Origin of the sequence: Rhodovulum sp. BSW8 (assembly GCF_003314725.1) — a bacterium.
Lineage (GTDB): Bacteria > Pseudomonadota > Alphaproteobacteria > Rhodobacterales > Rhodobacteraceae > Rhodovulum > Rhodovulum visakhapatnamense.
This window is the reverse complement of the sequence record NZ_QNVX01000018.1, coordinates 1-23,203: the sequence shown is the minus strand read 5'-3', so window position 1 is coordinate 23,203 and position 23,203 is coordinate 1. Positions and strand designations below refer to the sequence as shown.

The 23,203-nt window shown below is 60.6% G+C and carries 19 protein-coding genes and 1 pseudogene; 10 read left to right on the top strand and 10 right to left on the bottom strand.

Going from position 1 to position 23,203, the window contains the following annotated elements; all coding sequences use genetic code 11:
* A partial coding sequence (locus DSD19_RS11350; protein ID WP_243627908.1) for a transposase occupies positions 1-328 on the top strand: 328 nt, incomplete at its 5' end.
* Between the two features lie 49 nt (positions 329-377).
* Entirely contained in the window at positions 378-857 is a 480-nt protein-coding gene (locus DSD19_RS11345; protein ID WP_113669666.1) for a DDE-type integrase/transposase/recombinase, read from the top strand.
* 126 nt (positions 858-983) lie between these two features.
* Here the strand turns inward: DSD19_RS11345 and DSD19_RS11340 are convergent, their stop codons facing one another.
* The 6 genes from DSD19_RS11340 to DSD19_RS11315 form a co-directional block, all read right to left on the bottom strand.
* Positions 984-1,766 (bottom strand): SDR family NAD(P)-dependent oxidoreductase, encoded by a 783-nt coding sequence (locus DSD19_RS11340; RefSeq protein WP_113669665.1) that lies wholly within the window; start codon positions 1,764-1,766, stop codon positions 984-986.
* Positions 1,767-1,780: 14 nt separating this feature from the next.
* Complete coding sequence (locus tag DSD19_RS11335; protein ID WP_113669664.1) at positions 1,781-3,097, bottom strand: TRAP transporter large permease; 1,317 nt, start codon at positions 3,095-3,097, stop codon at positions 1,781-1,783.
* Between the two features lie 73 nt (positions 3,098-3,170).
* The gene (locus DSD19_RS11330) at positions 3,171-3,713 is read right to left on the bottom strand and encodes a TRAP transporter small permease (protein ID WP_075789437.1); all 543 of its coding nucleotides are present in this window, start codon (positions 3,711-3,713) and stop codon (positions 3,171-3,173) included.
* Between the two features lie 4 nt (positions 3,714-3,717).
* Positions 3,718-4,803, bottom strand: coding sequence for a C4-dicarboxylate TRAP transporter substrate-binding protein (locus DSD19_RS11325; RefSeq protein ID WP_113669663.1), 1,086 nt, complete (start codon positions 4,801-4,803; stop codon positions 3,718-3,720).
* 53 nt (positions 4,804-4,856) lie between these two features.
* The gene (locus DSD19_RS11320) at positions 4,857-6,335 is read right to left on the bottom strand and encodes a class I adenylate-forming enzyme family protein (RefSeq protein WP_371412586.1); all 1,479 of its coding nucleotides are present in this window, start codon (positions 6,333-6,335) and stop codon (positions 4,857-4,859) included.
* 62 nt (positions 6,336-6,397) lie between these two features.
* Entirely contained in the window at positions 6,398-7,573 is a 1,176-nt protein-coding gene (locus DSD19_RS11315) for an acetyl-CoA acetyltransferase (protein ID WP_113669661.1), read from the bottom strand.
* A gap of 115 nt (positions 7,574-7,688) precedes the next feature.
* Here DSD19_RS11315 and DSD19_RS11310 point away from each other — a divergent pair, with 115 nt between their 5' ends.
* Positions 7,689-8,255, top strand: a complete 567-nt coding sequence (locus DSD19_RS11310) for a LuxR C-terminal-related transcriptional regulator (protein WP_052677964.1) — start codon at positions 7,689-7,691, stop codon at positions 8,253-8,255.
* Positions 8,256-8,631: 376 nt separating this feature from the next.
* On the opposite strand, the pseudogene DSD19_RS11305 reads toward DSD19_RS11310, so the two are convergent.
* Both DSD19_RS11305 and DSD19_RS11300 read right to left on the bottom strand, forming a co-directional pair.
* Positions 8,632-9,423 (bottom strand): annotated as a pseudogene (locus DSD19_RS11305) (IS5 family transposase).
* A 25-nt stretch (positions 9,424-9,448) separates the two neighbouring features.
* Positions 9,449-10,255 carry an ArdC family protein gene (locus DSD19_RS11300; RefSeq protein ID WP_207802453.1) on the bottom strand — a complete coding sequence of 269 codons (807 nt, stop codon included), beginning with the start codon at positions 10,253-10,255 and terminating at the stop codon, positions 9,449-9,451.
* A gap of 377 nt (positions 10,256-10,632) precedes the next feature.
* Between DSD19_RS11300 and DSD19_RS11295 the strand changes: the two genes are divergently transcribed.
* The 7 genes from DSD19_RS11295 (at position 10,633) to qatD (ending at position 20,019) form a co-directional block, all read left to right on the top strand.
* Positions 10,633-11,190 carry a type IV toxin-antitoxin system AbiEi family antitoxin domain-containing protein gene (locus DSD19_RS11295; protein ID WP_207802452.1) on the top strand — a complete coding sequence of 186 codons (558 nt, stop codon included), beginning with the start codon at positions 10,633-10,635 and terminating at the stop codon, positions 11,188-11,190.
* The gene (locus DSD19_RS11290; protein ID WP_113669659.1) at positions 11,183-12,052 is read left to right on the top strand and encodes a nucleotidyl transferase AbiEii/AbiGii toxin family protein; all 870 of its coding nucleotides are present in this window, start codon (positions 11,183-11,185) and stop codon (positions 12,050-12,052) included. The genes DSD19_RS11295 and DSD19_RS11290 overlap by 8 nt, the downstream gene beginning before the upstream one ends.
* A 63-nt stretch (positions 12,053-12,115) precedes the next feature.
* Complete coding sequence (locus DSD19_RS11285; RefSeq protein WP_113669667.1) at positions 12,116-15,097, top strand: TrlF family AAA-like ATPase; 2,982 nt, start codon at positions 12,116-12,118, stop codon at positions 15,095-15,097.
* The gene (gene qatA, locus DSD19_RS11280) at positions 15,094-17,022 is read left to right on the top strand and encodes a Qat anti-phage system ATPase QatA (protein WP_113669658.1); all 1,929 of its coding nucleotides are present in this window, start codon (positions 15,094-15,096) and stop codon (positions 17,020-17,022) included. Before DSD19_RS11285 ends, qatA begins: the two co-directional genes overlap by 4 nt.
* Entirely contained in the window at positions 17,022-17,903 is an 882-nt protein-coding gene (qatB, locus tag DSD19_RS11275) for a Qat anti-phage system associated protein QatB (RefSeq protein WP_371412584.1), read from the top strand. Before qatA ends, qatB begins: the two co-directional genes overlap by 1 nt.
* Complete coding sequence (qatC, locus tag DSD19_RS11270; RefSeq protein WP_113669656.1) at positions 17,900-19,267, top strand: Qat anti-phage system QueC-like protein QatC; 1,368 nt, start codon at positions 17,900-17,902, stop codon at positions 19,265-19,267. Before qatB ends, qatC begins: the two co-directional genes overlap by 4 nt.
* Before the next feature lie 2 nt (positions 19,268-19,269).
* The gene (gene qatD / locus DSD19_RS11265) at positions 19,270-20,019 is read left to right on the top strand and encodes a Qat anti-phage system TatD family nuclease QatD (protein WP_113669655.1); all 750 of its coding nucleotides are present in this window, start codon (positions 19,270-19,272) and stop codon (positions 20,017-20,019) included.
* Positions 20,020-20,062: 43 nt separating this feature from the next.
* Here qatD and DSD19_RS21440 read toward each other — a convergent pair whose 3' ends face one another.
* The gene (locus DSD19_RS21440; protein ID WP_133260407.1) at positions 20,063-20,794 is read right to left on the bottom strand and encodes a hypothetical protein; all 732 of its coding nucleotides are present in this window, start codon (positions 20,792-20,794) and stop codon (positions 20,063-20,065) included.
* A 116-nt stretch (positions 20,795-20,910) separates the two neighbouring features.
* A complete protein-coding gene (locus DSD19_RS11255; protein WP_113669653.1) occupies positions 20,911-23,076 on the bottom strand; it encodes an ATP-dependent RecD-like DNA helicase in 2,166 nt (721 codons plus the stop codon).
* Between the last annotated feature and the right edge of the window lie 127 nt (positions 23,077-23,203).

Sequence of the window (23,203 nt, the reverse complement as noted above, 5' to 3'; positions counted from 1 at the left end):
CAAGCTGGTCTCCATCGCAGATGCCAGCTTGAATCATACCCTACGCACGAGCGGAATCCCTTTTGTCAACACGACCTACATCGAAAGCTTCAACGGCAGCCTGCGCGACGAATGCCTGAACGAGGAGATCTTCGACAGACTGACCGATGCCCGGCGCAAACTGGCAATCTGGCGATACGATTATAACCACGTCAGGCCGCATTCCTCGCTGGGCAACAAGACCCACGCAGAAGCTCGCCGGGCGCTTGAGCAATCTGAGGGCTCCGCGCCCGGCGCGCTTGCCACACCTGAAACCGACCACTATCAACCCCAAGGGCTCTCGTTATGAACGAGGGACGACCGGGGGGCAGGTCACCAGGAAGACGGTGGCCAGGCTCATGAAAGGTCACGATATCCGTCCGCCGCGCCGGGGCCGCCGCGTTCCGCGAACGACCGACGGCCGGCACAATCTCGACATTGCGCCAAACCTGCTGCGGCGGAATTTCCGCGCCGCGGAGCCGGACAGCATCTGGCTGGCTGGCATCAGCTACGTGCCCACTGACGAGGGCTGGCTTTACCTGGCGGCGGTGAAAGACATGGCGACCATGGAGATCGTGGGGTGGTCGATGTCGGACCGCCTGAAAAGCAGCCTCGCGGTCGACACGATCCGCATGGCGCTACAGAACCGGCGACCGGTACCGGGACTGGTTTGTCACTCCGATCGTGGAGTTCAATACGCCAGCGGATCGGACGGTCCGGGGGACCGTTCGAAGGCGCAGAACGCGCCGATGGAGAGCTTCTTCAGCTCGCTCAAGAACGAACCGGTCCACCGCACCAGGTTCCGGTCGCGCCAAGAGGCGAGGGCCGCGCCGTTCTAGTACATCGCGATTTTCTACAACCGCCGGCGCCGCCATTCGAGCATCGGTTCCCGCACGCCCGAACAGGCAAGGATGGCCGCATAGTGAACATCACCCCAGTCCGGGATCCGGGGGCAAGCTCAGCATTCAGGTTTCCAGATTACCGGTCTGCGTCATGCCAGATGCAACATAACCGCCGTCGACAGTTAGAATTTCGCCGTTCACATATGATGCTGCGGGGCTTGCAAGAAAGGCGACCGCTTCGGCTATATCCTCTGGCTGGCCACGACGGTGAGCAGGGATCATCTCCAGGACGCGCTTCCAAGTGTCCTCACTATAGGCCGCCAGCGTCATCGGCGTTTCGATAATCCCCGGAGCGATTGCATTTATCGTGATGTTTCTGGAGCCCAATTCCAAGGCGAATTGCCGTGTGAGACCGATAATCGCGGCCTTCGACGTCCCATACGCGGCCCGTCCGACACCAGCGCGCAGACCGGAGATGGAGGCGATGTTTATGATCCGACCATAACCGCGCGCTGCCATGCCGCGGGCGATATGCTGGCTCACCCGAAAGGTGCCGGTGACATTGACCTCCATGATCCTGTTCCAGGTCTCGGGGGCGAAATCCAGAAGCGGTTCGACCAGAATGATCCCGGCGCTGTTCACCAGAATGTCGATGGGACCAAGCTGCTCTTCGGCCTGTGCAACGACGCCCGGCAGAACGCCAGCATCCGCGACATCATGATCGAACGCGATTGCCTCCCCCCCATGCGACCGGATCTCGTGAGCGACCTCTTCGGCCGCCTCGAACCTCAGGTCGGCCACGGCCACGCGGGCCCCCAGTGCGGCCAGCCGCAGGGCGCTGGCACGCCCGATGCCGGAACCGCCGCCGGTGATGAAGGCGGTGCCATAGTCTTTACGCTGTGTCATGGGAATCTCCTGTCTTATCGGGCCATCATCGTGTCGGGCAGCCAGGTGACGATCGCGGGGAAGGCGAACAGCAGGACGATGGTCACCATCTCGATCGCCACGAACCAGAGCGCCCCGCGGAACACATCCGGCAGGGGCGTGTCGCGGTCGATGCCCGCGATCACGAAGCAATTGAGGCCGACAGGCGGAGTGATCAGCCCGATCTCGCACATTTTCACGCAGAGAATGCCGAACCAGATCGGATCGAACCCAAGCCCCGAGACCGTTGGAAACACGATGGGCAGGGTGATGACCATCATCGAGAAGGCATCTAGGAACATTCCGAGCGGGATATATAGCAACAAGAGCACGGCGACGATCAGATGGGGCGGGATGCCGCTTTCGGTGATCGTCTCGGCGATCATCTGCGGCACCTGAACGAGGGTCAGGAAAAAGCTGAAGATACCCGCGCCGATCATCGTGAAAAGGATCATCACCGTGGTGGTGGCCGTCGAGCGGAAGCTCTCGGACAGGTAGTGACCGAGACGCCCGCGTGCCGATTTCGCGAAGACCAGCATGACGAGAGCGGCCAGCGCACCTATGGCGCCGGCTTCGGTCGGGGTGACGAGGCCGAGGTAAATCCCGCCCAGCACGATTGCGAACAGGACGGCCACCTGCCAGGCCTGCGTCGTCGATGACAGCCTCTCTCCCCATGACGCCTTGGGCGCGCGGGTGGAATGATTCTGCACCCGGCGACCGATCAGGGCGACGCCGATCATGAAGGCGGCCGTGGTGATGAGGCCGGGGATGAACCCGGCGATCAGCATCTTGCCGGCAGAGACTTCGGTCAGTGCGGCGTAGAAGATCAACAGGACAGAGGGCGGGATCAGGACGCCCAGCACGCCACCAGCCGCCACCGCCCCGGCCGAAAGGCGCGGATCGTAGCCCTTTTCCTTCATTTCCGGGATGGCGACCGCCCCCACCGTGGCCGCCGTCGCCACCGACGAGCCCGAGGTCGCGGCAAAACCGGCGGAGGTCAGGATGCTTGCCATCGCCAGTCCGCCGCTCAGATGCCCGACCCATTTATTGGCGACATGGAACAGGCGTTTGCCGACCTGCGCATGATGCGCGAAGGCCCCCATGAGGATGAATAGCGGGATGACCGTGAGCGCGTAGTTGGCGGTATGGCTGAAGGAGAAGGATTTCAGCCGCGCAAGCAGGAAGCCCAGGTTTTCCACCATGACGATGCCGAAAGCCCCCGAGAGCGCCAATGCGGCGAAGACCGGGGCACCCAGGGCCATGAGGAAGAAGATCAGCCCGACGGCGAGCAGGGTGATGAGCGTCACATCCATTGTCGATGTCCTGTGAAATGCTGGGTCGCGATCCCGGTGACATGCCTCCGGGACCTCTCGGGCCGCGTCCTGCTCATTGCAGGGGCTTGTCTCCCGGGCCGGAGCGCAAGCTGTCGATATGCGGCAGCTCGATCTGCTTCAGCGCGATGCGCAGGCTGTGCAGGGCGGCTTGCAGCGCGGCAAACCAGAGGCCCGCGGCCACCGCGATCTTTGCCCACCAGATCGGCACCTGGAAATACCCCCAGCGAAACTCCCTGATCGAGAAGGAGTAAGCCGCCTCCTGTGTTGCGGGCCAGGCCAGCATCAGGAAGGTCAGGGCGGCAAACAGCCAGGCCAGTGCCGTGCATCCGCGCGAAAACGGCCCGGGCAGGGCATCGGTCATCATGGTGACCCGGATGTGACCGTCATCGAGCAGGGTCGCCCCCAGCCCCATGAAGACCACCATCACCATGGACATTTCCGTCATCTCGAAAAGCCCCGGCACGGCACGGCCGAAGGTGGCGCGGGCCACCACATCGACTGTGATGGCCACCATCATGAAGGCGAGGAACCCCAGCGCCACCCATGACGTGATCCGGGCAAGTCCGTCGAACAGGCGGTTCAGGCGTGCCAGCATCGACTTACAGGTCTGCCGCGATTTCGATCGGGCGCTTCATCGTTCCGGTGCCCGCGTGACGGGCGATCGCCTCTTCGACCACCGCCTGCATGGCCGCACCGTCGATCCCGTTGGGCCTGGCCACGGTCTCGATCCACTTGTCGACCTGTGCGGGCTGGACAAGCGCCTTGGTCTGCGCCTTTTCCTCGTCCGACAGGGAGGCGAACACCACGCCTTCGGCAACGGCCTTTCGAACGTAATCCGCCAGCACCTTGTTGTAGATTTCGGCGAATTTCCCGCCATACAGCTCATCGGCCAGATCGGTGCAGATCTGTTGCTGTTCGGCGGGCAGGTCCTCCCAGACGCGGCGGTTCATGATGGTGACGGCGGGGGCGTGCGGGCCGTCGCCGATATCGTAGAAATTCGGCGCGATCTCATGCAGCTTGTAGGCGACGGCGGTGACGAAATCGAAGCCGTAGACCCCGTCCAGAACCCCGCGTTCGAGCGCCTGATAGACCTCGCCCGCCGCCATCGGTACGGCAATGCCGCCGAGGCTTTCGATCACATCCGTGGCGACGCCGTAGCCGCGGATCTTCTTGCCCTTGATATCGGCGATGGAGCTGATCGGATCGCGCATCACCAGAGGCGCGTAATTCCAGTTGGTCCAGTAAAGCACCTTGCTGCGGTGGCGCTCTTCCCATTCCTGCCGCAGAGGCGCGAAATTCGCATAGACATCGCGGCAGACGAGTTGCAGCTCATCGGCGCGGTCCATGCGGAAATACCACTCGAGGCCGCGCGTGACCGGCAGCTCGGCCTGGTAATAACCCGGCGCGATCAGTGTCATTTCGCTGGTGCCGTCGCGCACCGCGCCCAGATGTTCGCCGACCCTGTTGAGGCTGCCGGCCCAGTAATACTTGATGCCGATGTCGCCATCGCTGCGCTTGGCGAGTTCCTCGAGGAACCAGCGATCGACCCAGGACGGACCGGCGGTCTCGCTGACATAGCTGTCGAATTTCAGCGAGGTCGCGGCATTGGCAAGCCCGGGCAGGCCCGAGATGAGCCCCGCCCCTGCGAAAGCCCCCGTCGTTTTCAGAAAGTCACGTCTTTTCATGGGTGTCTCCTCCCTTTGGGCCGGGCTCCTCCTGCCCGGTATCGTTTCTCGGCCTATGCCGTGGCGGTCGCGACGCCTTTGCCGGACCTCAGATCGGACTTCAGAACCTTGCCGTAGCTGTTCTTCGGCAGTTCCTCGACGAACAGGTAGCGCTTCGGCCGCTTGAAGGCGGCGATCTGCTGGCGGCACCAGCTGTCAAGCTCGGGCACGCTGGCGCTCTTGCCGGGTTCGAAGACGATATAGGCCACGACCTGCTCTCCCCAGTCGGGCTCCGGCTCGCCGATCACGGCAATTTCGAACACTGCCGGATGGGCCAGCAGCGCCTCCTCGACCTCACGCGGGTAGATATTGGTGCCGCCGGAGATGATCACGTCCTTGGAGCGGTCGGTCAGGTAAAGAAAGCCGTCCTCGTCGAGATGGCCGAGATCTCCGGTGCGAAGCCAGCCATCCTGCAGCGCCTGTGCGCTGGCCGCTTCATTGCGCCAATAGCCCGTCATCACCGTCGGCCCCTGCACGCATATTTCTCCGGTATGACCGCGGGGCAAGGCGGTTCCGTCGGGGCCAAGAACGGCAAGTGTCACCGCCCCCTGCGCAATGCCGACCGAGGCGCGCCGCGCGCGCCAGCGCGGGTGGGACTGATCGGCCACCAGATCGCGCGGCAGCACGGAGATTGTCATCGGCGTCTCGCCCTGGCCGTAGATCTGCACGAAACGCGGTCCGAAACAGGCAAGCGCCTCGTCGATGTCATGCGCATACATCGGCCCGCCGCCATAGATGATCGTGCGGAAGCCGGTGCCGTCATGACCCTGCTGCTTTGCCGTGGCGATCAGGCGCTTGACCATGGTCGGAGCGGCAAAGAACACGAGATTGCCGCGGGTCTTGGCAAGCGCGATGATCTCGTCGCTGTCGAAGCCATGGGAGGCGGGCACGAGATGTGCGCCTCCGGCACGGATTTGCGCGAACATGTAGAGCCCCGCGCCGTGCGACATCGGGGCGGCGTAAAGCATGTGATCCTCGGGCCGGGCGGTGTCGACATCGAGCGCATAGCACAGGGTCATGTGCCGCAGATTGTCATGGCTGAGCATGACGCCCTTGGGGGTGCCCGTCGTGCCGGAGGTGTAGAACAGCCAGGCCAGGTCGCGATCCCCGACCCTGGCGGGGGGCACGATCTCCTTTGTGCCGGCGACGGGGCTGCCGAGAGCGACCTCGCGGATGTCCTGTCGATCGGCGAAGACCCTGCCGCTTTCGGTCATGGTCAGGGCCGCGCCGGAATCGCGAATGATCCACTCGGCCTCGCGCGGATGCAGTTTGCAATTGACCGGCACGACGACGGCTCCGAGCCACCAGCAAGCGTGCAGCAGTTCGATATATTCCGGGGTATTCTTGGCAAAGATCGCAACCCGGTCGCCCTTTTCGATCGCATGCACCGCCTGCATCCACGCGGCCCGGTCGCAGGTCGCCTGCAGCAATGCGTGATAAGTCTGGCGCAGGCTGTCGCCCTCATAGAGCGCCGGGCGGGAAGGCCATGACAAGGCTGTCTGATATAGCCAGTTCGCGATGTTCATCGTCTTCGAAATCCTTGGAACGTCTGCTGTCAGGCGCGGTCGGCCTGCAGGATCGTGGCGTAATTGGCGACGGCGGCACCGCCCATGTTGAAGGTCAACCCCCATTCCGCGCCCTTGCGCTGCATGTCGCCGGCGCGTCCGGTCAGTTGCCGGAACGCCAGGACATTCATCGACACGCCGGTCGCGCCCACCGGGTGCCCCTTGGCCTTGAGCCCGCCAGAGAGGTTCACGGGGGTACGGCCATCGGCATGGACCCTGCCGTCATCGAGCGCGCTCGCGCCCTGGCCTTTCGGTGCAAGCCCCATGGCCTCGTAGATCAGCAGTTCCGCCGGGGTGAAACAGTCATGGACCTCCGCGAAATCGAGATCGTCGACAGTGATGCCCGCGGTTTCATAGGCGCGGCGAATGGCGCGTTCCGGCCCCTCGAAAGCGACGAAATCCCGGCGGCTCATGGGCAGGTAATCGGAAACATGTTCGGCGGCGGCGATCCGCACGCGGGCGGTTGCGTCCCGGGCATGGGCGTCCGCCGCACTCAGGACGATGGCGGCGGCACCGTCCGTCACCAACGAGCAATCGCTCAACCGCAAGGGGGGCGCGATCAGCGGGTTCTTGTCGCTCACCTCGCGACAGAACTCGTGGCTCAGCGGCTTGTGCATATGCGCCAGAGGGTTCTTCATCGCGTTTTCATGGTTCTTGGCGGCGATCCGCGCCATGGCGTCCATCGGGTCGCCGTAGCGGTCGGCATATTGCCCGGCGGCGATGGCGAAGACCTGCGGAAAGCTCAGCGCGGCTTCCGCTGCATCGTTCTGATACCCGGCCCCCGCCAGCGCGGCGGTGACATCGGCGGTCGGGCGATGGGTCATCTTCTCAGCGCCGACGACGAGGACGTTGCGGGCGCGTCCGGCGGTAATGGCATTCAGCCCGGCATGAATCGCGGCGGCGCCAGAGGCGCAGGCGTTCTCGCAGCGCGTCGCCGGTTTGAACCGCAGGTCGGGATGCGCCTGCAAAATCAGCGAGGAGGCAAAGCCGTCCGGCACCAACCCGGAATTGAAATGGCCGAGGAAGACGGCATCGATTTCCGCCGGCGGGATCCGAGCCTCCTTCAGCGCCTCGCGCGCCGCCTCTACGATCATACCCTCAAGCGTGTCTTCGAGCCGTCCGAAACGGGTGTGGCCGGAGCCGGTGATAAAGATGTCCTGCGTCATATGTCGTCCTCCAGCCCCGACAGTGATGTGAAAAACGCATGGCAGATATTGGTGAAACTACGTAGAAATATACGTATCACTTACGTAGATGCAGATGCAGCGAAGGGGGCGACCGATGGCTTACGACCAGATATCCGACGCAGATCTCAACCTTACCGGCTTCATGGATGCGCCCATCGGTCTGATGGTGTTGTCGAACCGGGTGATCCAGCGAATCAATACCGAGATCGAACGGATCTTCGGCTGGACCCGAGACGAGCTGGAGGGCCGGTCGATCCGGGCGCTCTACCCCTCGAGCGTGGATTACGAGAAGACCGGCTCACGCTGGCGGCGCTGGCTTGACGAGCGTCCACGCTATACCGACGAGCGCTTCATGCAGTGCCGCAGCGGAGAGATCATCTGGACCCGGGCGTCCGGGCGGACCCTGACCCCGGGGGATCCCTTTCGACTCATGGTCTGGACCTTCGAGCATCTCGAGAACCGTCCGCCGAATTCGGCCACGCTGACCCCCCGCGAACGCGAGGTCGCGCGCTACATCGTGAATGGTTACACCAGCAAGGAAACAGGCCTTGCCATGGGCATCTCGCCACGGACGGTCGAAGTGCATCGCGGCTCGGTGATGAAAAAGCTGGGCGTTCAGAATGCAGCCGAACTCGTTGCAAAAATGATCGTGCAAAACTGAACGTGACATGGCCGTCGCCCGGTCCGGTTGCGCGACATCGAAGCTCGGAAGGAATGGCCTCTTTCCCTGCAGGCTTCAGACGACGGCTCGAATCCCGGTGACCTTTCCCCGCGATTAGGGCCGGGGCGATCCAGAATCTTCCGGTCGATTTGCAGTGTTGAGCGACAGCGCGGAGACCGCAAGAGTCTCGAGCGCTGTCGCGGCGGTCGTGGTCAAAAACTGGACACCTCCGATAACCTCTCCGAACGATGATCTGGAATGCTGAGACGGGCATTTGGGACCCGTCAGGGCGGAGCTACCGTTTGGCGTGTGTCTACTTAACCTTCTTGGCTAACGAATGACATGACGGTTTCGAGCTAAACCGCACGTCCCTAGGTCATGTTGACAAATGGCGGACCCAGAGACGGATCGACGTGATGTCAATGAAGCCGAGGAAGCTCTCAGCGGTCTTGTCGTAGCGGGTCGCGACACGCCTGGCGTTCTTGAGCTTGTTGAAGCAGCGTTCGACCAGATTACGCAGGCGATACAGCGAGCGATCGACACCAATGCGCTTCTTGCGGGACTTGCGCATCGGTATCACGGGCAGGACGTTGCGCGCCTCCATGCCGTTTCTGATCTTGTCTGCATCGTAGCCGCGATCTGCGATGAGCACGCTCGGGCGGGGCAGATTATCCGCCATCACCAGATCGAAGCCGAGATAGTCTGACGTTTGGCCAGGCGTGATCTCTGTCCTCATGGGAAGCCCGTGTGCGTTGACGAGGAGGTGGATTTTGGTCGTAAAGCCACCTCGAGAACGGCCGAAACCCTGTCGTGGAGTCCCCCTTTAGCGCCCGCTGCCTGAGGGTGGGCGCGGATCACGGTACTGTCGATCATTTGCAGGGCGCTTGGCACGGCTCCGCTCTGGTTCAGGGCATCCATGATGTCCTGCCAGAGGCCCGCCAGTGTCCAGCGCCGGAACTGTCGGTAAACGCTTGACCATTTGCCGAACTCGCCAGGTAGGTAGGTCCCGCCATGGCGCCCCGGTTCGGGCAATCCAGAAAATCCCATCAAGGACGAGGCGGTGATTGGCGGCTTTGCGCCCGTTCGGGGCGCGGACGGCGAGTATGAAACCCTCGAAGAACGCCCATTCCTCGTCCGACATAAGATCTCGTGCCAAGCTGGTCTCCATCGCAGATGCCACCTTGAATCATGCCCTACGCACGAGCGGAATCCCTTTTGTCAACACGACCTAGCGAGGCGCAGCAGAAAGCGGCGTTGATCTCCGCGATGAGCTCCTCGAAGGCATATTTCTTCGAGCCGAACGAGCCGGAGAAATCGCGGTTGAGCCGATGGGGAGCGCCGCTGGCGTGGCCGAGTTCATGCAGGGCGGTGCGATGCCAATTGATCGGCTCGAAGTAGGCCTGCGGCGGCGGTACCTGCACATAGTCATGCGCGGGCGCGTAGAAGGCCCGGTTGCCGCCAATGCGGAAGTCGATCCCCGTCGCTGCTATCAGCGCTTCGACGCGCGGTTCGATCAACCCGACCGGCACCGGTGGCGCGGCAGCCGCCACATCCTCGGGGAGGTTCTCGCATTGATCGGTGTTGAAGACGGTGAAGCGCTTCAGGAACGGGATCGCCTGGGCGTCCTCGCCGGTCTCGCGCGCACGGCGCTTCTCGTCCTCCGGCACGAAGCGATCGGCATAGACGACAGTGGTGCCGCGTTCGCCCTTGCGGACATTGCCCCCGAGCGAGAGCGCCTGACGGAAGGTCAGCCAGCTCTGGCCGGAGAAGCCGCGTTCGATCACGGCGCCCCAAAGCAGCAGCACGTTGATCCCGGAATAGGTCTGTCCTGTCGAGGCGTTCTGCGGCATGGACAGCGGCGCCTTGGCCGCCGCCGTCCCCCAGGGTTGAACCCAGGGCACCCGGCCGACCTCCAGCTCGGCGATGATCTTGTCGGTGATTTCGGAATAGAGATTGGTCCGGTCGCCCTTGGCGTCCGATTTGCGGTTTTGTCTGGACATCGCGGTTCTCCGCGACGGGCGCCGGAGGCCTCTCCTCCAGCCCTCAACCCGTCACGGCGAACCGGTCCGCACTCTCACTCTCAAAGGGGCGTTGCGGGGGAATCCCCCGCTCGAAGGGGTCGGCCGAGACTATAGGCTCGGCCGCAAGGGAAGGCCTTCCCCTCTTGGGCTTTCCACGTTGTGGTCCCTACGCTTCCAATCAGCGGCGCGGTGGCTTCCAAACAGCCGAGCCAACAACGTCGTTGGTCTTTTCCTCTACTGCTCTACGTGATACAAAACCTCTCACTATGACTGTTGAAGTGCGAGAATATGTATCTATGCCTCAGGTCCGGTCCCAGCGCTCGATAGCCCATGACCTCCTAGCGACGCGTGGGATTATGCGACTTGCGGAACTCAGAGAAGCCGGTGTCACCGCCGCAACCGTTAGCCGCATGGAAAAGGATGGCGAGGTGATCCGGCTGGCGCGTGGACTCTATCAGCTTCCCGACGCAGAGCTCGACGCAAATCACAGCCTCGCTGAGGCGGCCAAACGTTTTCCTAAAGGCGTGATCTGCCTTGTCTCGGCGCTCGCCTTTCATGAACTCACCGATCAACTTCCGAAGAAGGTCTGGATGGCGATCGGCCGGAACGACTGGACGCCGAAGTCGAGTGATGTGCTGATCCGTGTGCTACGTTTCTCGGACGATCTGCTTGCCGATAGCGTCGAAACCCATGTGATCGAAGGTGTGTCGGTAAAGGTGTTCGGCGTGGCAAAGACCGTCGCGGACTGCTTCCGCCATCGCGGCAAGATCGGTCTTCCTGTTGCACTCGAAGGCCTGCAGGAGGCTCTGCGCCAACGTAAAGCCACGCCCGCCGAGATCGCGAGGGCTGCCGACATAGGCGGGGTCGGTACGGTGGTCCGCCCCTATCTGGAGGCGCTGACCGCCAATGGCTAAGGAGATCAAGAATATCGGCGCTTCGGTGCGAGCGCGGCTGCTCACGGTCTCAAAGGCGAACGGACAGAGTTTCGATCTGGTGCTCACGCGTTTCGCGCTGGAACGCCTTTTGTTCCGGCTCGGCCAATCGCCCCATGCAGACCGCTTCGTGCTGAAAGGCGCGATGCTGATGATGAGCTGGTTCGACGATCCGCACCGCGGGACGCGTGATCTCGATCTTCTGGGTTTCGGCGACCCGAGCGAAGACGCGATGCTGGCAACCTTCCGGGACATCCTCACCCAGGATATTGAAGACGGCGTCGTGTTCGATCCGGAAACATTGCGCGTCGACCGCATTCGCGAAGAGCTCGATTATGGCGGCCTTCGGTTACGTACGATCGCCTCGGTAGGCGGCGCGCGGATCAATCTGAGTATCGATATCGGCTTTGGCGATGCGCTAGAGCCTGGGGCGGAAGTCGTTGACTACCCGGTCATGCTCGACTTCCCCGCGCCACGGTTGCGCGCCTATGCGCGGGAGACCGTCATCGCCGAGAAATTCCAGGCGATGGTGGCCCTCGGCCGGGCGAACAGCCGGATGAAGGACTTCTACGATATCTGGATTCTCAGTCGGTCATTCAGCTTCGATGACGACAGGCTTGCACAGGCCATCGCCGCGACTTTTACGCGGCGCGAGACGGCGATTCCGATTGATCTGCCCGATGCGCTTACGTCGGCATTTGCGGCGGACGAACAGAAGCAGAGGCAGTGGCATGCATTTATCGAGGATGTTGCAGTTGATCCGGGGCCTCTTGCACTGGTTATTGAGGAACTAGCCGGTTTCTTGATGCCACGGGCCAGGCGAGCAAATGAATTAGATCAATAGTAGTAGAGTAGAAGGTTGCTCTGACGAAAACATTCAGGGACAAAAGCATTTATGGGGGGGCTTATGCTAAATCGCGGATCGGAGTGGCGCAGGTGGGAGCCACATATCCATGCACCCGGCACGGTGATGAACAATCAGTTCAGCGGGCCGAACGCATGGGACGACTATCTCAAGGCGCTTGAACAGGCGACGCCGGTCATCGAGGCGATTGCTGTCACCGACTACTACGTGACCGACGCTTATCGGGAAGTCCTGCGATACCGGGATGCGGGCAGACTCCCGAACACCGCCCTCATCTTTCCGAACGTGGAGGTAAGGCTCGACGTTGCGACTTCGAAAGGAGGCTTCGTCAATCTGCATCTTTTCGTCAGCCCCGAAGATCCCCAGCACATCGAAGAGTTGCAACGGCTATTGTCGCGTCTGCAGTTCAACGCGATGCAGGATCGGTTCGACTGCACGCGCGCCGACCTGATCAGGCTGGGTAAGAAAGCGGATCCGAACATTACCGACGATGGAGCCGCACTCGCCTATGGCGCGAGCCAGTTCAAGGTCAATTTCCAGCAGCTTCGGGAAGTGTATGCGGAGAGCGGCTGGGCGAAAAAGAACATTCTGATCGGCGTGGCAGGCGGGGCGAACGATGGAACATCGGGCGTTCGAGAGGCCGCCGATCAAACCATCCGACGTGAGATCGAAGGCTTTGCCCATGTGATATTCGCCAGTAGCGAAGCGCAGCGGGAATTCTGGCTAGGCCGCAAACCTTCAATGTCTGCCGATGAAATTCGTAAAGTGTACGGTGGCTTGAAGCCGTGCCTGCATGGAAGCGATGCACATGACCTCGAGAGTGTTGCTTCTCCGTTCGGGGACCGCTTCTCCTGGATCAAGGGCGGGCTCGAATTCGACGCGCTGCGGCAAGCATGTATCGACCCGGGCGACCGGGCACATGTCGGGAGCGAGCCGCCAGCGTCGGCAACGCCTTCGCAGGTGATTGCCGGAATCGAAGTTCTCGATGCGCCATGGATGAAGACGTCGACCATACCGCTCAATCCGGGCCTGGTCGCGATCATCGGAGCCCGCGGTTCCGGCAAGACGGCTCTGGCAGACATGATCGCAGCCGGCTGCGATTCGATCCCGGACGATGCCTGGAAAGCCGACGAATGGGCGAACCCCTCCTTCCTCGTTCGCGCTCGCCCACTTGTGGGTGATGCAAAGGTAAGGGTGAAGTGGGCGGCTGGAGACCCCGAAACGCGCGCCCTTGATGGCTCCGACGCCAACGGGCCGTTCAGCTATGAACGCGTGCGATATCTGTCTCAGCAGTTTGTCGAGGAGCTCTGCTCGTCAAACGGCCTGACCGACGGGCTGCTCCGAGAAATGGAGCGTGTGATTTTCGAGGCGCATCCCGATGAAACCCGGGACGGCGCGCTAAATTTCGCGGAGCTGTTGGAACAGCGCGCATCACGGCATCGTCTCGCTCGCGCCAGGGAGGCCGAAGCAGTCGCCCAGATCTCTGATCGCATCAGTATAGAGCTGGAGAAGGAGAAGCTCGTCGCCAGCTACGAGGCGGAGGTAGCGAAGAAAAAGAAGCTGGTCGATGCCTATACCGCCGACCGCGCCAAACTGGTTTCGAAAGGCAGCGAAAAAAGAGCTCAGCGACACACGGAGCTGGCCGGTGCGGCTAACCAGGTCCGCGCAAAGCTTCGCCGGTACACAGGGCAGCGACAAACATTTCTCGCCATACAAGATGAAGTGAAGGACATGCGCCGCAACCAGGCGCCTGAAGCGCTTCGCCATGCTCAGTCGCGGCATGAGCACAGTGGAATGACAGACGAGCAGTGGGCCGCCTTCCTGTTGGACTATACGGGACCGGTCGATGACAATCTGAGCGCCTATGTGAAATGGGTCGATGGCGAAATCGCCAAACTCAAGGGCACACCGCCGCAGCCCGGCGCCCCGAACACCCCCTATTTTCCCGACGACACCGATCTCACCACGATAACCCAAGCGGTGCTGGACGCCGAGATGGCGCGGCTGGAAAAGCTGGTCAACGCCGACAAGGATGCCCAACGTCGCTATGCAGCGCTATCCAGCAACATCGCGACCGAAACAGCGGCACTGCAGACGCTGACGGAGAAGCTGAACGATGCCAAGGGCGCCAAGGACCGCGCCCGCCAGCTACAGGCCGATCGTGAGGCGGCCTATGGCAGGGCTTTTGATGCGCTGGTCGCGGAGCAGTCTGTTTTGGAAGAACTATACGCGCCGTTGATGGCGCGACTTGGCGCATCCTCGGGCACCTTGAAGAAGCTCTCGTTCTCCGTCGCACGCATAGCCGACGTGGAACAATGGGCAGATGTGGCCGAGGATGGCCTTATCGACCTGAGAAAGACCGGCTCCTTCCGAGGGAAGGGAACGCTTCAGCAAAAAGCAAATGAGGTACTGAAATCCGCTTGGGAAACTGGAGATTCCGCCGCGGTAATTACGGCGATGGCGGAGTTCCGACGGCTGTACCAGAACGATCTGCTGGACCATTCACCGGTTGCGAGAACAGATCAGGCCGAGTTTCGTGTGTGGTCGAAACGCTTCGCTCAATGGCTGTTCAGTACTGATCATATCGAAATCCGATATGGGATCGAATACGATGGTGTCGATATACGCAAACTGTCACCCGGCACGCGCGGGATTGTCCTTCTGCTTCTCTACCTGGGTTTAGATGACAAGGATGACCGGCCGCTTCTCATCGATCAACCAGAAGAAAATCTAGACCCGAAATCGGTATTTGACGAACTAGTACAGCTATTCACCGAGGCCAAATCACATCGCCAGGTGATCATGGTCACGCACAATGCTAACTTGGTAATAAATACTGACGCGGACCAAATCATCATTGCCGAAGCCGGCCCGCATCCTCACAATTCGCTCCCGCCGATCACCTATGTTTCCGGGGGATTGGAGAATGCAGAGATTAGAAAAATGGTGTGCGATATTCTCGAAGGCGGCGCAGGGGCTTTTCAGGAGCGCGCCAGACGTTTGCGTGTGAGGCTCGACAGATGATCGTCGCCGACAACGAGACGGCGGTCGATCTTCTCTACTACGAAGCGATCGCCAAGACGGTGGTCCGTCTTGTCAGTGAAAAGTCGGACGAACCTCTGAGCGTAGGTGTTCACGGCGACTGGGGCGCCGGCAAATCCAGCATCCTCATGATGGTGGAAGAGGCATTCTCCGACGACGACCGTGTTCTCTGCGTGCGGTTTAATGGCTGGCTGTTCCAGGGCTTTGAGGACGCAAAGGCGGTTTTGATCGAAACCATCGTCGAGGAACTGCGCCGCAAGCGCCCCACGTCGCAGAAAGTCGCTGAACAGGCGAAGAGGGTGTTGAAACGGGTCGACTGGATGAAGCTCGCACGCAAGGCGGGAGCATATGGCCTGACGTTGGCCACCGGGATTCCCCATCCCGACACGATCAAGGATCTTGGTGAAGCCGCGCGAAGTCTCCTCGGGAAGGGTGCCGAGGACGTGTCGCCGGAGAATCTGGCTGCGCTCGCCAAGGGTTCTGACGAGTACTTGCGCGAAGTCGCTGAAGAAAGCGCGCCCGAACAGATGCACGCTTTCCGGGAGGAGTTCGCCAAACTCTTACAGGACGCCGAGATCGATCGCCTGGTGGTCCTTGTCGACGACCTCGACCGATGCCTTCCGAATATTGCGATCGAAACGCTGGAGGCGATCAGGTTGTTTCTGTTCGTACCACGAGCAGTCTTTGTCATCGGAGCGGACGAGGGGATGATCGAATACGCCGTGCGGCAACATTTCCCGGACCTGCCTGTGGCTACTGGTCCAGCCTCCTATGCTCGCAACTACCTGGAGAAGCTGATCCAGGTTCCCTTCCGTCTGCCCTCGCTCGGATATGCCGAGACACGGATCTATGTAACGCTGCTCTTGGTGCTGAACGTCTTCGGCGAGGAATCCGACGAGTTCCAGAAATTGACCGCGCTGGCGCGCGAGGTATTGCGCCGCCCGTGGAAAGGCCCTGGCCTCGACCGGAAGGCGGTCGAGCAGGCCTTAGGCGGCGTACCGGTCGAGGTAGAGCGAGCGATGGAGTTGGCCGGGCGGATCGCTCCGATCCTGGCGGACGGCGCGCGGGGTAATCCGAGGCAAATAAAGCGCTTCATCAACACGATGATGCTTCGTCTGGCTATCGCGGAAGAGCGCGGCTTCCGCGATGAACTGAACATCTCGGTACTCGCCAAGATCATGCTCGCGGAACGCTTCGCCCCTGAGCTCTACGACGCGATGGCGCGCGGGTCCGCGAACACTGGGGCGTCGGAGGAACTCGCGGCGCTCGAAGCCGTGGTCGCAGCCCCTCCCTCCGGCCTGGAGACGAAGTCGGCGGACGGGAAAACAACTGGTCCGTCCACGGAGACTTCGTTGCCCGATTGGCCAAACATCGAATGGGCGAAGCAGTGGGCGGCCATTGATCCGCCTCTCGCCGAAAACGATCTCAGACCATACGTCTTCGTAACCCGAGACAGGCGAAGCGTTTTTGGCGCGGTCACATCCCTGGGCGAACTGGACGAACTCGTCGCCAAGCTTCAGGGCTCGCCGCTACAGGTGAAGCAGGCTGCGGCGGAAGTTGCTCGGCTTCAGTCGATTGAAGCGGAACAGGTCTTCGACGCGCTGCGCGCCAAAGTGCGAGATGCAGAGGACCTGGCTCAAGAGCCCGCGGGCGTGAAGGGGCTGGCCGAGATGGCGCGTCAGCATCCCTTCCTTCAGAGGCCGTTGCTCTCATTCGTGCAGGATCTTCCGGTCTCCAAACTCGGCCCTTGGACTGTCAGCGGCTGGGCGTCAGTCTTCAGCGAAATCGACGTAGGTTCGGACTTTGCGACGACGCTCAAGGGATGGGCCGATCAGGACGATAACAAGCCGCTAAAGGCTGCAGCGAGCGCGGCGATGAAACTCTCCAGCAAGCGGAAGCGTAGCTGATGGGGACGTCAGGAACATTCGACGGCTCCAAAAACGGGCTGGTTCCGAGCTGGGTCGACGAGCCCGCGTCGCCGCCCGCGGCCGCGCCCGACAATGCCGAGCCAGAATCCACAGGGGGCGACGGGAACGGGGGACCGGATCAAAACGGGGAGGCGCCGGCCGGGCCGACACCGGCTCAGGCATACCCGCCGATACCTGCCGTTCCAGCGAGTTCGGGTCTCGGTGGCGCTCGCGGGAACATGACGAGGGGTGCGCGAACATCTGATGAGCGAGCCCTGCGGCGTGGCGCGAGCCGATATGTAGGTGCGAGCGGTGGCGGACGCGCTGCGGCGAGCCGTATGCCGAACTCCCGCGCCGTGGCCGGAGGCGTAGCCGGCCTCGCGAGGAACTTCGTAAATCAGGGTCCGGCAGAGGCGCTGAGGCGGTTCAATCTTGAGGGCATGGCGGGAGCTGCCGCCGAGGACGTGTTCGTCGCTTTGACGGATATGCTGTGTCCTGCGGGCGGCACCATTGACGAAGCGATCGCGAGGGACGCGATGCTTGAGACGGTCGCCGATCTAGCAGCGGCAGGTGTCGGGAACTTCGATGAGCTCTCCGCAGACGATTTGCGCGAGTTCTTCATCGGGGTGGTGAGCCGTTCGATCGAAGGGAAAATTCTCAATGAGGTAGGAACCAACGCCATCGCGGCGCCTTCGGACATCGGCGGGGTCGAACGCGCGCAAGCCATGCTGCATGACTTCGTTGAAGGTTGTGTGCGTGATGAGTTCGATGTGCGCGGAACCGATCTGAGCGACCTGGATGCGGCGGCCATCGATAGCTTCGTCGACGATCTCTACAGCGCAGCACTCGATCTGATCGAAGCCTTGGGAGACGACGGATGAGAAGGTTCAGTCTGATCGGTCGGCTTGGTCCCGACGACAAGGGCAAGATCAACTTGGTCCAGTCCGACTCCGACGTATTCGAGATCGATTTCCTGGACGGTGACCTGCGCATGGGGTTCGGCATCGGTCACGCGTTAGACCAACTCGCCTTCCTCGGGCTGCAACCTTCGGAGAAGGGAATTGACCTCGTCGTCCTCGCCGCGCTCGTCAACGCCGGGGACACGAGAGTCTCCCGCAAGCTGAACGCTCAAGACGGCTGGACCCGCGAGATCGATCTCTACGTCCCGGTATCTGCTGTCGCGGCCTGGACGGAGAGCACTGGATCGATCGAGTCAATGTTGCGCTTTCTCTCCGGGGATCGGTGGCGTGTCTTCTTTCACGACCGGACAAAGAGGACCAGAACCCTCGCCGTCGCTCCGAAACGCTTGGCGATCGACGGGCTGACAAAGGTCAGCCTCCTTTCCGGTGGTTTGGACAGTCTCATCGGCGCAGTCGATCTCCTGAGCGGCAGTGAACGCCCGCTGTTCGTCAGTCACTACTGGGACAGCGAGACTGCCAAAGCCCAAGCCTATATCCTCGACCGGTTGGAAAACCGGTTCGGCAAAGAGGCCTTCAAGAGCCTCCGGGTGCGGCTGGGGTTCGACAAGCACCATCTCACCACCGGGGAGACGGAGAACACCCAGCGGGGACGGTCCTTCCTCTTCTACTCACTGGCGACGCTGGCAGCGTCGGCGATAGATGGACGGACCACGGTCGACATACCGGAGAACGGCCTCATCGCGCTCAACGTGCCCCTTGACCCGTTGCGATTTGGGGCCTTGAGCACGCGGACGGCGCATCCGCACTTCATCGCAAGCATGCAGAGGTTAATCGATGCTCTCACCCTCGATGTCGAACTGAACAACCCATACAGGCACATGACGAAGGGCGAGATGGTTGCGAACTGCGCCGACAAATCTTTCCTTGAGAAGATCGTGGCGAACTCCATGTCTTGCTCGTCGCCGGCGAAGGCGCGCTACAAAAAGCTCTCCCCTCGGCACTGCGGGTACTGCGTCCCGTGCCTGATCCGTAGAGCTTCGCTCGAAGTCGGTCTCGATGGAGACGATGAGACGCTCTACATGGTTGAGGATCTAAAGGGACATATCCTGGCGTCCGACCAGCCCGAAGGGGAGCACGTCCGGTCCTTCCAGCTGATGGCCAAGCGGATCAGGGCGAAGCCGGATCTCGCGAAGATACTGGTCCACAAGCCTGGTCCGCTCCATGACAAGCCGGATGAGATACCGGATTATGCCGACGTGTTTCGACGTGGCGTCCTTGAAGTCGCCGAGCTCCTGAAAGGTGTTCGGGCACGGCCGGGCGGGTGACTATGCGGCCTGACTACGTGGATTTCCATACGCATCTCGACCTCTATCCCGACCTCGCGAGAGCGATTGCGGCCTGCGATCGCAAGCGCGTAGCGACCTTGGCGGTTACGACTACCCCGAAGGCGTTTGAAAGAAATGTCGAACTGTCCGCAGACAGCGACTTCGTACGGGTTGGGCTCGGTCTGCATCCGCAGCTCATCGCTGATCGGCATCTTGAGATCGACCTGTTCGAGAAGCTCTTGCCGCTGACGCGCTATGTCGGAGAGATCGGGCTTGATCGCGGACCCGCTCATTATCGGTCTTTCGAGCTGCAACAGTCGGTCTTCGGCAGAATTCTCCGAGCCTGCTCCGAACATGGCGATAAGATCCTGAGTCTGCACAGCGTCAGGGCGACAAAGCCGGTCCTGGACATGCTCGATGAGCATCTTCCCCCAGATCGGGCGGGCGTCGTCTTGCATTGGTTCACGGGCAGCAAGGCTGATGTGCGCAGGGCCGTTGATCGCGGCTGCTATTTCTCCGTGAACGAGGGTATGCTCGCTTCCGCGACCGGATTGCGCGTGATGCGCGAAATACCAATCAACCGTGTTTTGACCGAGACGGACGGACCCTTCCTCTCTCGCGGTAACGAGCCGATCGAACCCGGCGAAGTTGGCCGCGCGGTCGAAATGGTCGCCTCTTCGGTGGGGTCGTCGGTCGAGAACGCCCGCTCGCAGATTCTATCAAATCTCAAGAGGCTCCTGCAGGGCGACTAGACGACGTCTTTTATGGCAATGGTGATCCGTGGTCATCAGACAACTATTCGTGGCCTGCCGCTTCGGCTCGCAAGGTCTGGATGGCCAGTGCGTAGTCCTCGGAGTTCAGCCAGTGGGGCGCCCGCTCTTCAATTCTCTGCCAGATTTCGCCATCGTCAAATGTGCGGATGCCATGGCGCACATTCTCAAGGAAGTAGCGCTCATAGCCGCCGCTCTGACTGAGCCACGCATCTGCGACGGAATGCGCCCGAGGCGGTACAGTGATCGGCTTGGTGGCAGTGGCCAGTATGACATCCATGTCCGCTGGTGCCCCGTTCCCGGTTTCCGGCCAGACGATATCGAGAATGCCATCCGCATCAACTACAGAGAGTCCCTCCGTTCGACACGTCCGGAAATGGGCATTCCAGGCCTGTGCCAGCGCTTCTCTGGATTCATCACTCCCAAGCAGCGCCCCGACGCAGCCCCAAGCACTGCCGATCGCGCCTGATCGGGAGTTGGGAGCTTCCGCCTTCCACAGGGCCTCGACTTCGTCTTTCAAGTCATCGATCGTTTCAATCTCAAGTTGACATGGCACTAGAACCGCCATGCCTGACGGATCGTTGCGTCGAAAAGTCATCGTGTAGGTGTTGCCCCGCGAGGTCGACTTGCGCCCGTAATAAATAGGTGCGCGCACCGGGATACTGGCACTCATGTCCAGCCGCCTTTTGCGCCAGTCGGTCCGCCCGTTTTCTTCGTCCCAGTACAGGGAGCCTATGATCAGGATGCCGCATTTCATCAAGAACAACCTAGCACATAGATGCTGATTGGAATTGCGCTAAGGGTTGAGGTTGTATGGAGATTGTCTGTCATTAAACCGTCGTTCGTAGTGTGCGACGTGGCCCGCGCTAGCGCCTACTTTCGCCTGATTTGCTGAATTAGTCTGTTTGCGTCGGAACTGAGCTGGCTACTTTCGAGAGTCTCGATCAGGCGCCCTGGGAAATTAATCTCGTACCAAGCCTTCTTTTTATCGCGATGTGCCGAATACCCCTCATCTGACGTCATCCCCCAGTGTTCCCAGAAGTATTTTTCCCCACCTACTCGAAGTGTGAAATCCGGCAGAAAGAAGCTGCCGTCATCAGCATAAAGCGGCTCTTCATATGAAAATGGAATGGCTGCTTGGTGGAGCAAGTTTGCGATGATCACCTCGGATTTCGACCGCACCATGTCCCCGCTAAGCGCTTCATGAATCTTGCCGCTTTCATACCAGTTGCTTCTATCCAACAGGCGCTCGTCAACAGTCCTGAAATGACCGAAAAGCGATGACGAAACGAGTACGCTCTGTGCGTTCTCTTTCCGCCTCGCATCCAGCAATGGTGAGAGATTACCCTGAACATACAGCCTGCAATGGCCTTGGGCGCGCGTTAGTGCGGTGTAGAGAAGCTCCGCACTGAGCGGTCGCCGAGACGCAGGGAGGACAACGAATGTCTGCTCGAATTCGCTTCCCTGTGACTTGTGAATAGAGATTGCGTAAGCAAGTTCGAGATTATTCTCGACGCTCTCGGATGTGAATCTACCTCTTGTCGCTGTTGGGATTTCGCGACCGTAGTTTACGCAAATCTTCTCTTTTCGCGCGAATTTAACCTGAAATCGTTTCAGGCGCTTTTTGCTGTAGCCCGCGAAGACCTTCTTAAGATCTGCCCGGTCGAAATTATGGGGTTCGACATACCCAATTTCTCCGTTAAATAACTCAACTTGGCGGGCTTTTCCGATAGCGAAATCAAAGGCCCACAGTCCCCGTCGAGATGTTCTGTTCTGGATCTGGATGACCTTGTCGTTCAACGTGATGCCGTCAACTGCACCCACACGGTCTATCAGGTCATTTGTCAAAACAGATTGAAGCTCAATATTCAGCGCCTCGACGCCATGAAGCTCCCCGCGGTGAGGGGTTAAGACCTGCAAGCGCTCGGGATTGTTCTGGACGATCTCATTGCGCCACAACTTATAAATTGGCGGGTCAGCCTCTTCTCGCGGCAGGACTGAGACCAGGTCTGACACTAGGCTAGCCACGAGGTCATCGGCCGAGTTCCAATAGACAACATCCAGATCTTCGTCGATCTTCCCCCCTTGGTGCACCTTCTGAAGGAGCTGCTCTGCCTCAGGCGTCGTTTGTTGGCTTTGCACCGCCGAATCTACCAAAAATAGTTCTGCCAGATCGAGGATGCCTTGACCCTTCCCGTCGAGCCTATTTTCCATCTGACGCATATTAGTCTCAAGAACCGCCAGATTATGCGTTTCGGCTTCGCGCAGCCATTCGATGATATCCGAGAAGACGCGCCCCCTGCCGATCGGAGGAAGCTGATTGTGATCGCCAACAAGGATGAGACGCTTCACGTTTTGCCATTCGATTGATCGGAAGAATGTGGCGGCGAGCGCAAGATCAAGCATGGATGTTTCGTCGATGACGATCGTGCCTTCGAGATCAGAGCGTTTTCCACCCCATCTCTTGAAAGTCAGGTTGTCATTGAGCCAGCCGTTTGAAGCCAAGAAGGAGTGGATCGTCGACACGTCGACACCAGCTATCTTGTGACGTTCGAATACGGCGCGTACACGGTCCGTTGCCTTGCCGGTCGGCGTCATCACATGGATCGGCGCGCCAACTCCCTCGACCTGCCGGATGCCTTTGACTATGGCACGGATGATGGTTGTCTTTCCGGTGCCCGCACGACCGGACACAACCGAAAGAGGCAACCTAAATATTTGAGCACATTGCTCTGCTTGGGCTGCGACTGCCTTCTGGTATTTCTCACCACCCTTCTTCGAGAGGAGCGATTCATCATCAGAAACAGCTCGCAGCCAAAACCCATCTGGGAGGGGGCGGGACAGAGCAATGGCGGGCCGGTCGAAAAGCTCTGTGAGCGCCTTTTCGACCCTACGCTCATCCTGAAACACCTGCTTCAAATAGAGGTAGAGGCGCTCATCTTCCTTCTTGAGCACCAAGGCTTTTTCGAGCGGATCTCGGTCAACTTCAAAGTATCTTAGGCTGAAATTATGCCGTTTCCATTCCGGCATCCGATCCATTCGGGCATTGATTTCCTTCAGAATGATATCCGCCGGACGGAAGGTCTGATTAGGTCATGTTGACAAATGGCGGACCCAGAGACGGATCGACGTGATGTCAATGAAGCCGAGGAAGCTCTCAGCGGTC

Coding starts and splice junctions, on each gene's coding strand:
- DSD19_RS11285 (WP_113669667.1), top strand. CDS start 12,116: ATGCTAAATCGCGGATCGGAGTGGCGCAGGTGGGAGCCACATATCCAT.
- DSD19_RS11315 (WP_113669661.1), bottom strand. CDS start 7,573: ATGACGCAGGACATCTTTATCACCGGCTCCGGCCACACCCGTTTCGGA.
- DSD19_RS11325 (WP_113669663.1), bottom strand. CDS start 4,803: ATGAAAAGACGTGACTTTCTGAAAACGACGGGGGCTTTCGCAGGGGCG.
- DSD19_RS11345 (WP_113669666.1), top strand. CDS start 378: ATGAAAGGTCACGATATCCGTCCGCCGCGCCGGGGCCGCCGCGTTCCG.
- DSD19_RS11255 (WP_113669653.1), bottom strand. CDS start 23,076: ATGGATCGGATGCCGGAATGGAAACGGCATAATTTCAGCCTAAGATAC.
- qatD (WP_113669655.1), top strand. CDS start 19,270: ATGCGGCCTGACTACGTGGATTTCCATACGCATCTCGACCTCTATCCC.
- DSD19_RS11330 (WP_075789437.1), bottom strand. CDS start 3,713: ATGCTGGCACGCCTGAACCGCCTGTTCGACGGACTTGCCCGGATCACG.
- qatB (WP_371412584.1), top strand. CDS start 17,022: ATGGGGACGTCAGGAACATTCGACGGCTCCAAAAACGGGCTGGTTCCG.
- DSD19_RS21440 (WP_133260407.1), bottom strand. CDS start 20,794: ATGAAATGCGGCATCCTGATCATAGGCTCCCTGTACTGGGACGAAGAA.
- qatC (WP_113669656.1), top strand. CDS start 17,900: ATGAGAAGGTTCAGTCTGATCGGTCGGCTTGGTCCCGACGACAAGGGC.
- qatA (WP_113669658.1), top strand. CDS start 15,094: ATGATCGTCGCCGACAACGAGACGGCGGTCGATCTTCTCTACTACGAA.
- DSD19_RS11335 (WP_113669664.1), bottom strand. CDS start 3,097: ATGGATGTGACGCTCATCACCCTGCTCGCCGTCGGGCTGATCTTCTTC.
- DSD19_RS11340 (WP_113669665.1), bottom strand. CDS start 1,766: ATGACACAGCGTAAAGACTATGGCACCGCCTTCATCACCGGCGGCGGT.
- DSD19_RS11295 (WP_207802452.1), top strand. CDS start 10,633: ATGCGACTTGCGGAACTCAGAGAAGCCGGTGTCACCGCCGCAACCGTT.
- DSD19_RS11310 (WP_052677964.1), top strand. CDS start 7,689: ATGGCTTACGACCAGATATCCGACGCAGATCTCAACCTTACCGGCTTC.
- DSD19_RS11300 (WP_207802453.1), bottom strand. CDS start 10,255: ATGTCCAGACAAAACCGCAAATCGGACGCCAAGGGCGACCGGACCAAT.
- DSD19_RS11290 (WP_113669659.1), top strand. CDS start 11,183: ATGGCTAAGGAGATCAAGAATATCGGCGCTTCGGTGCGAGCGCGGCTG.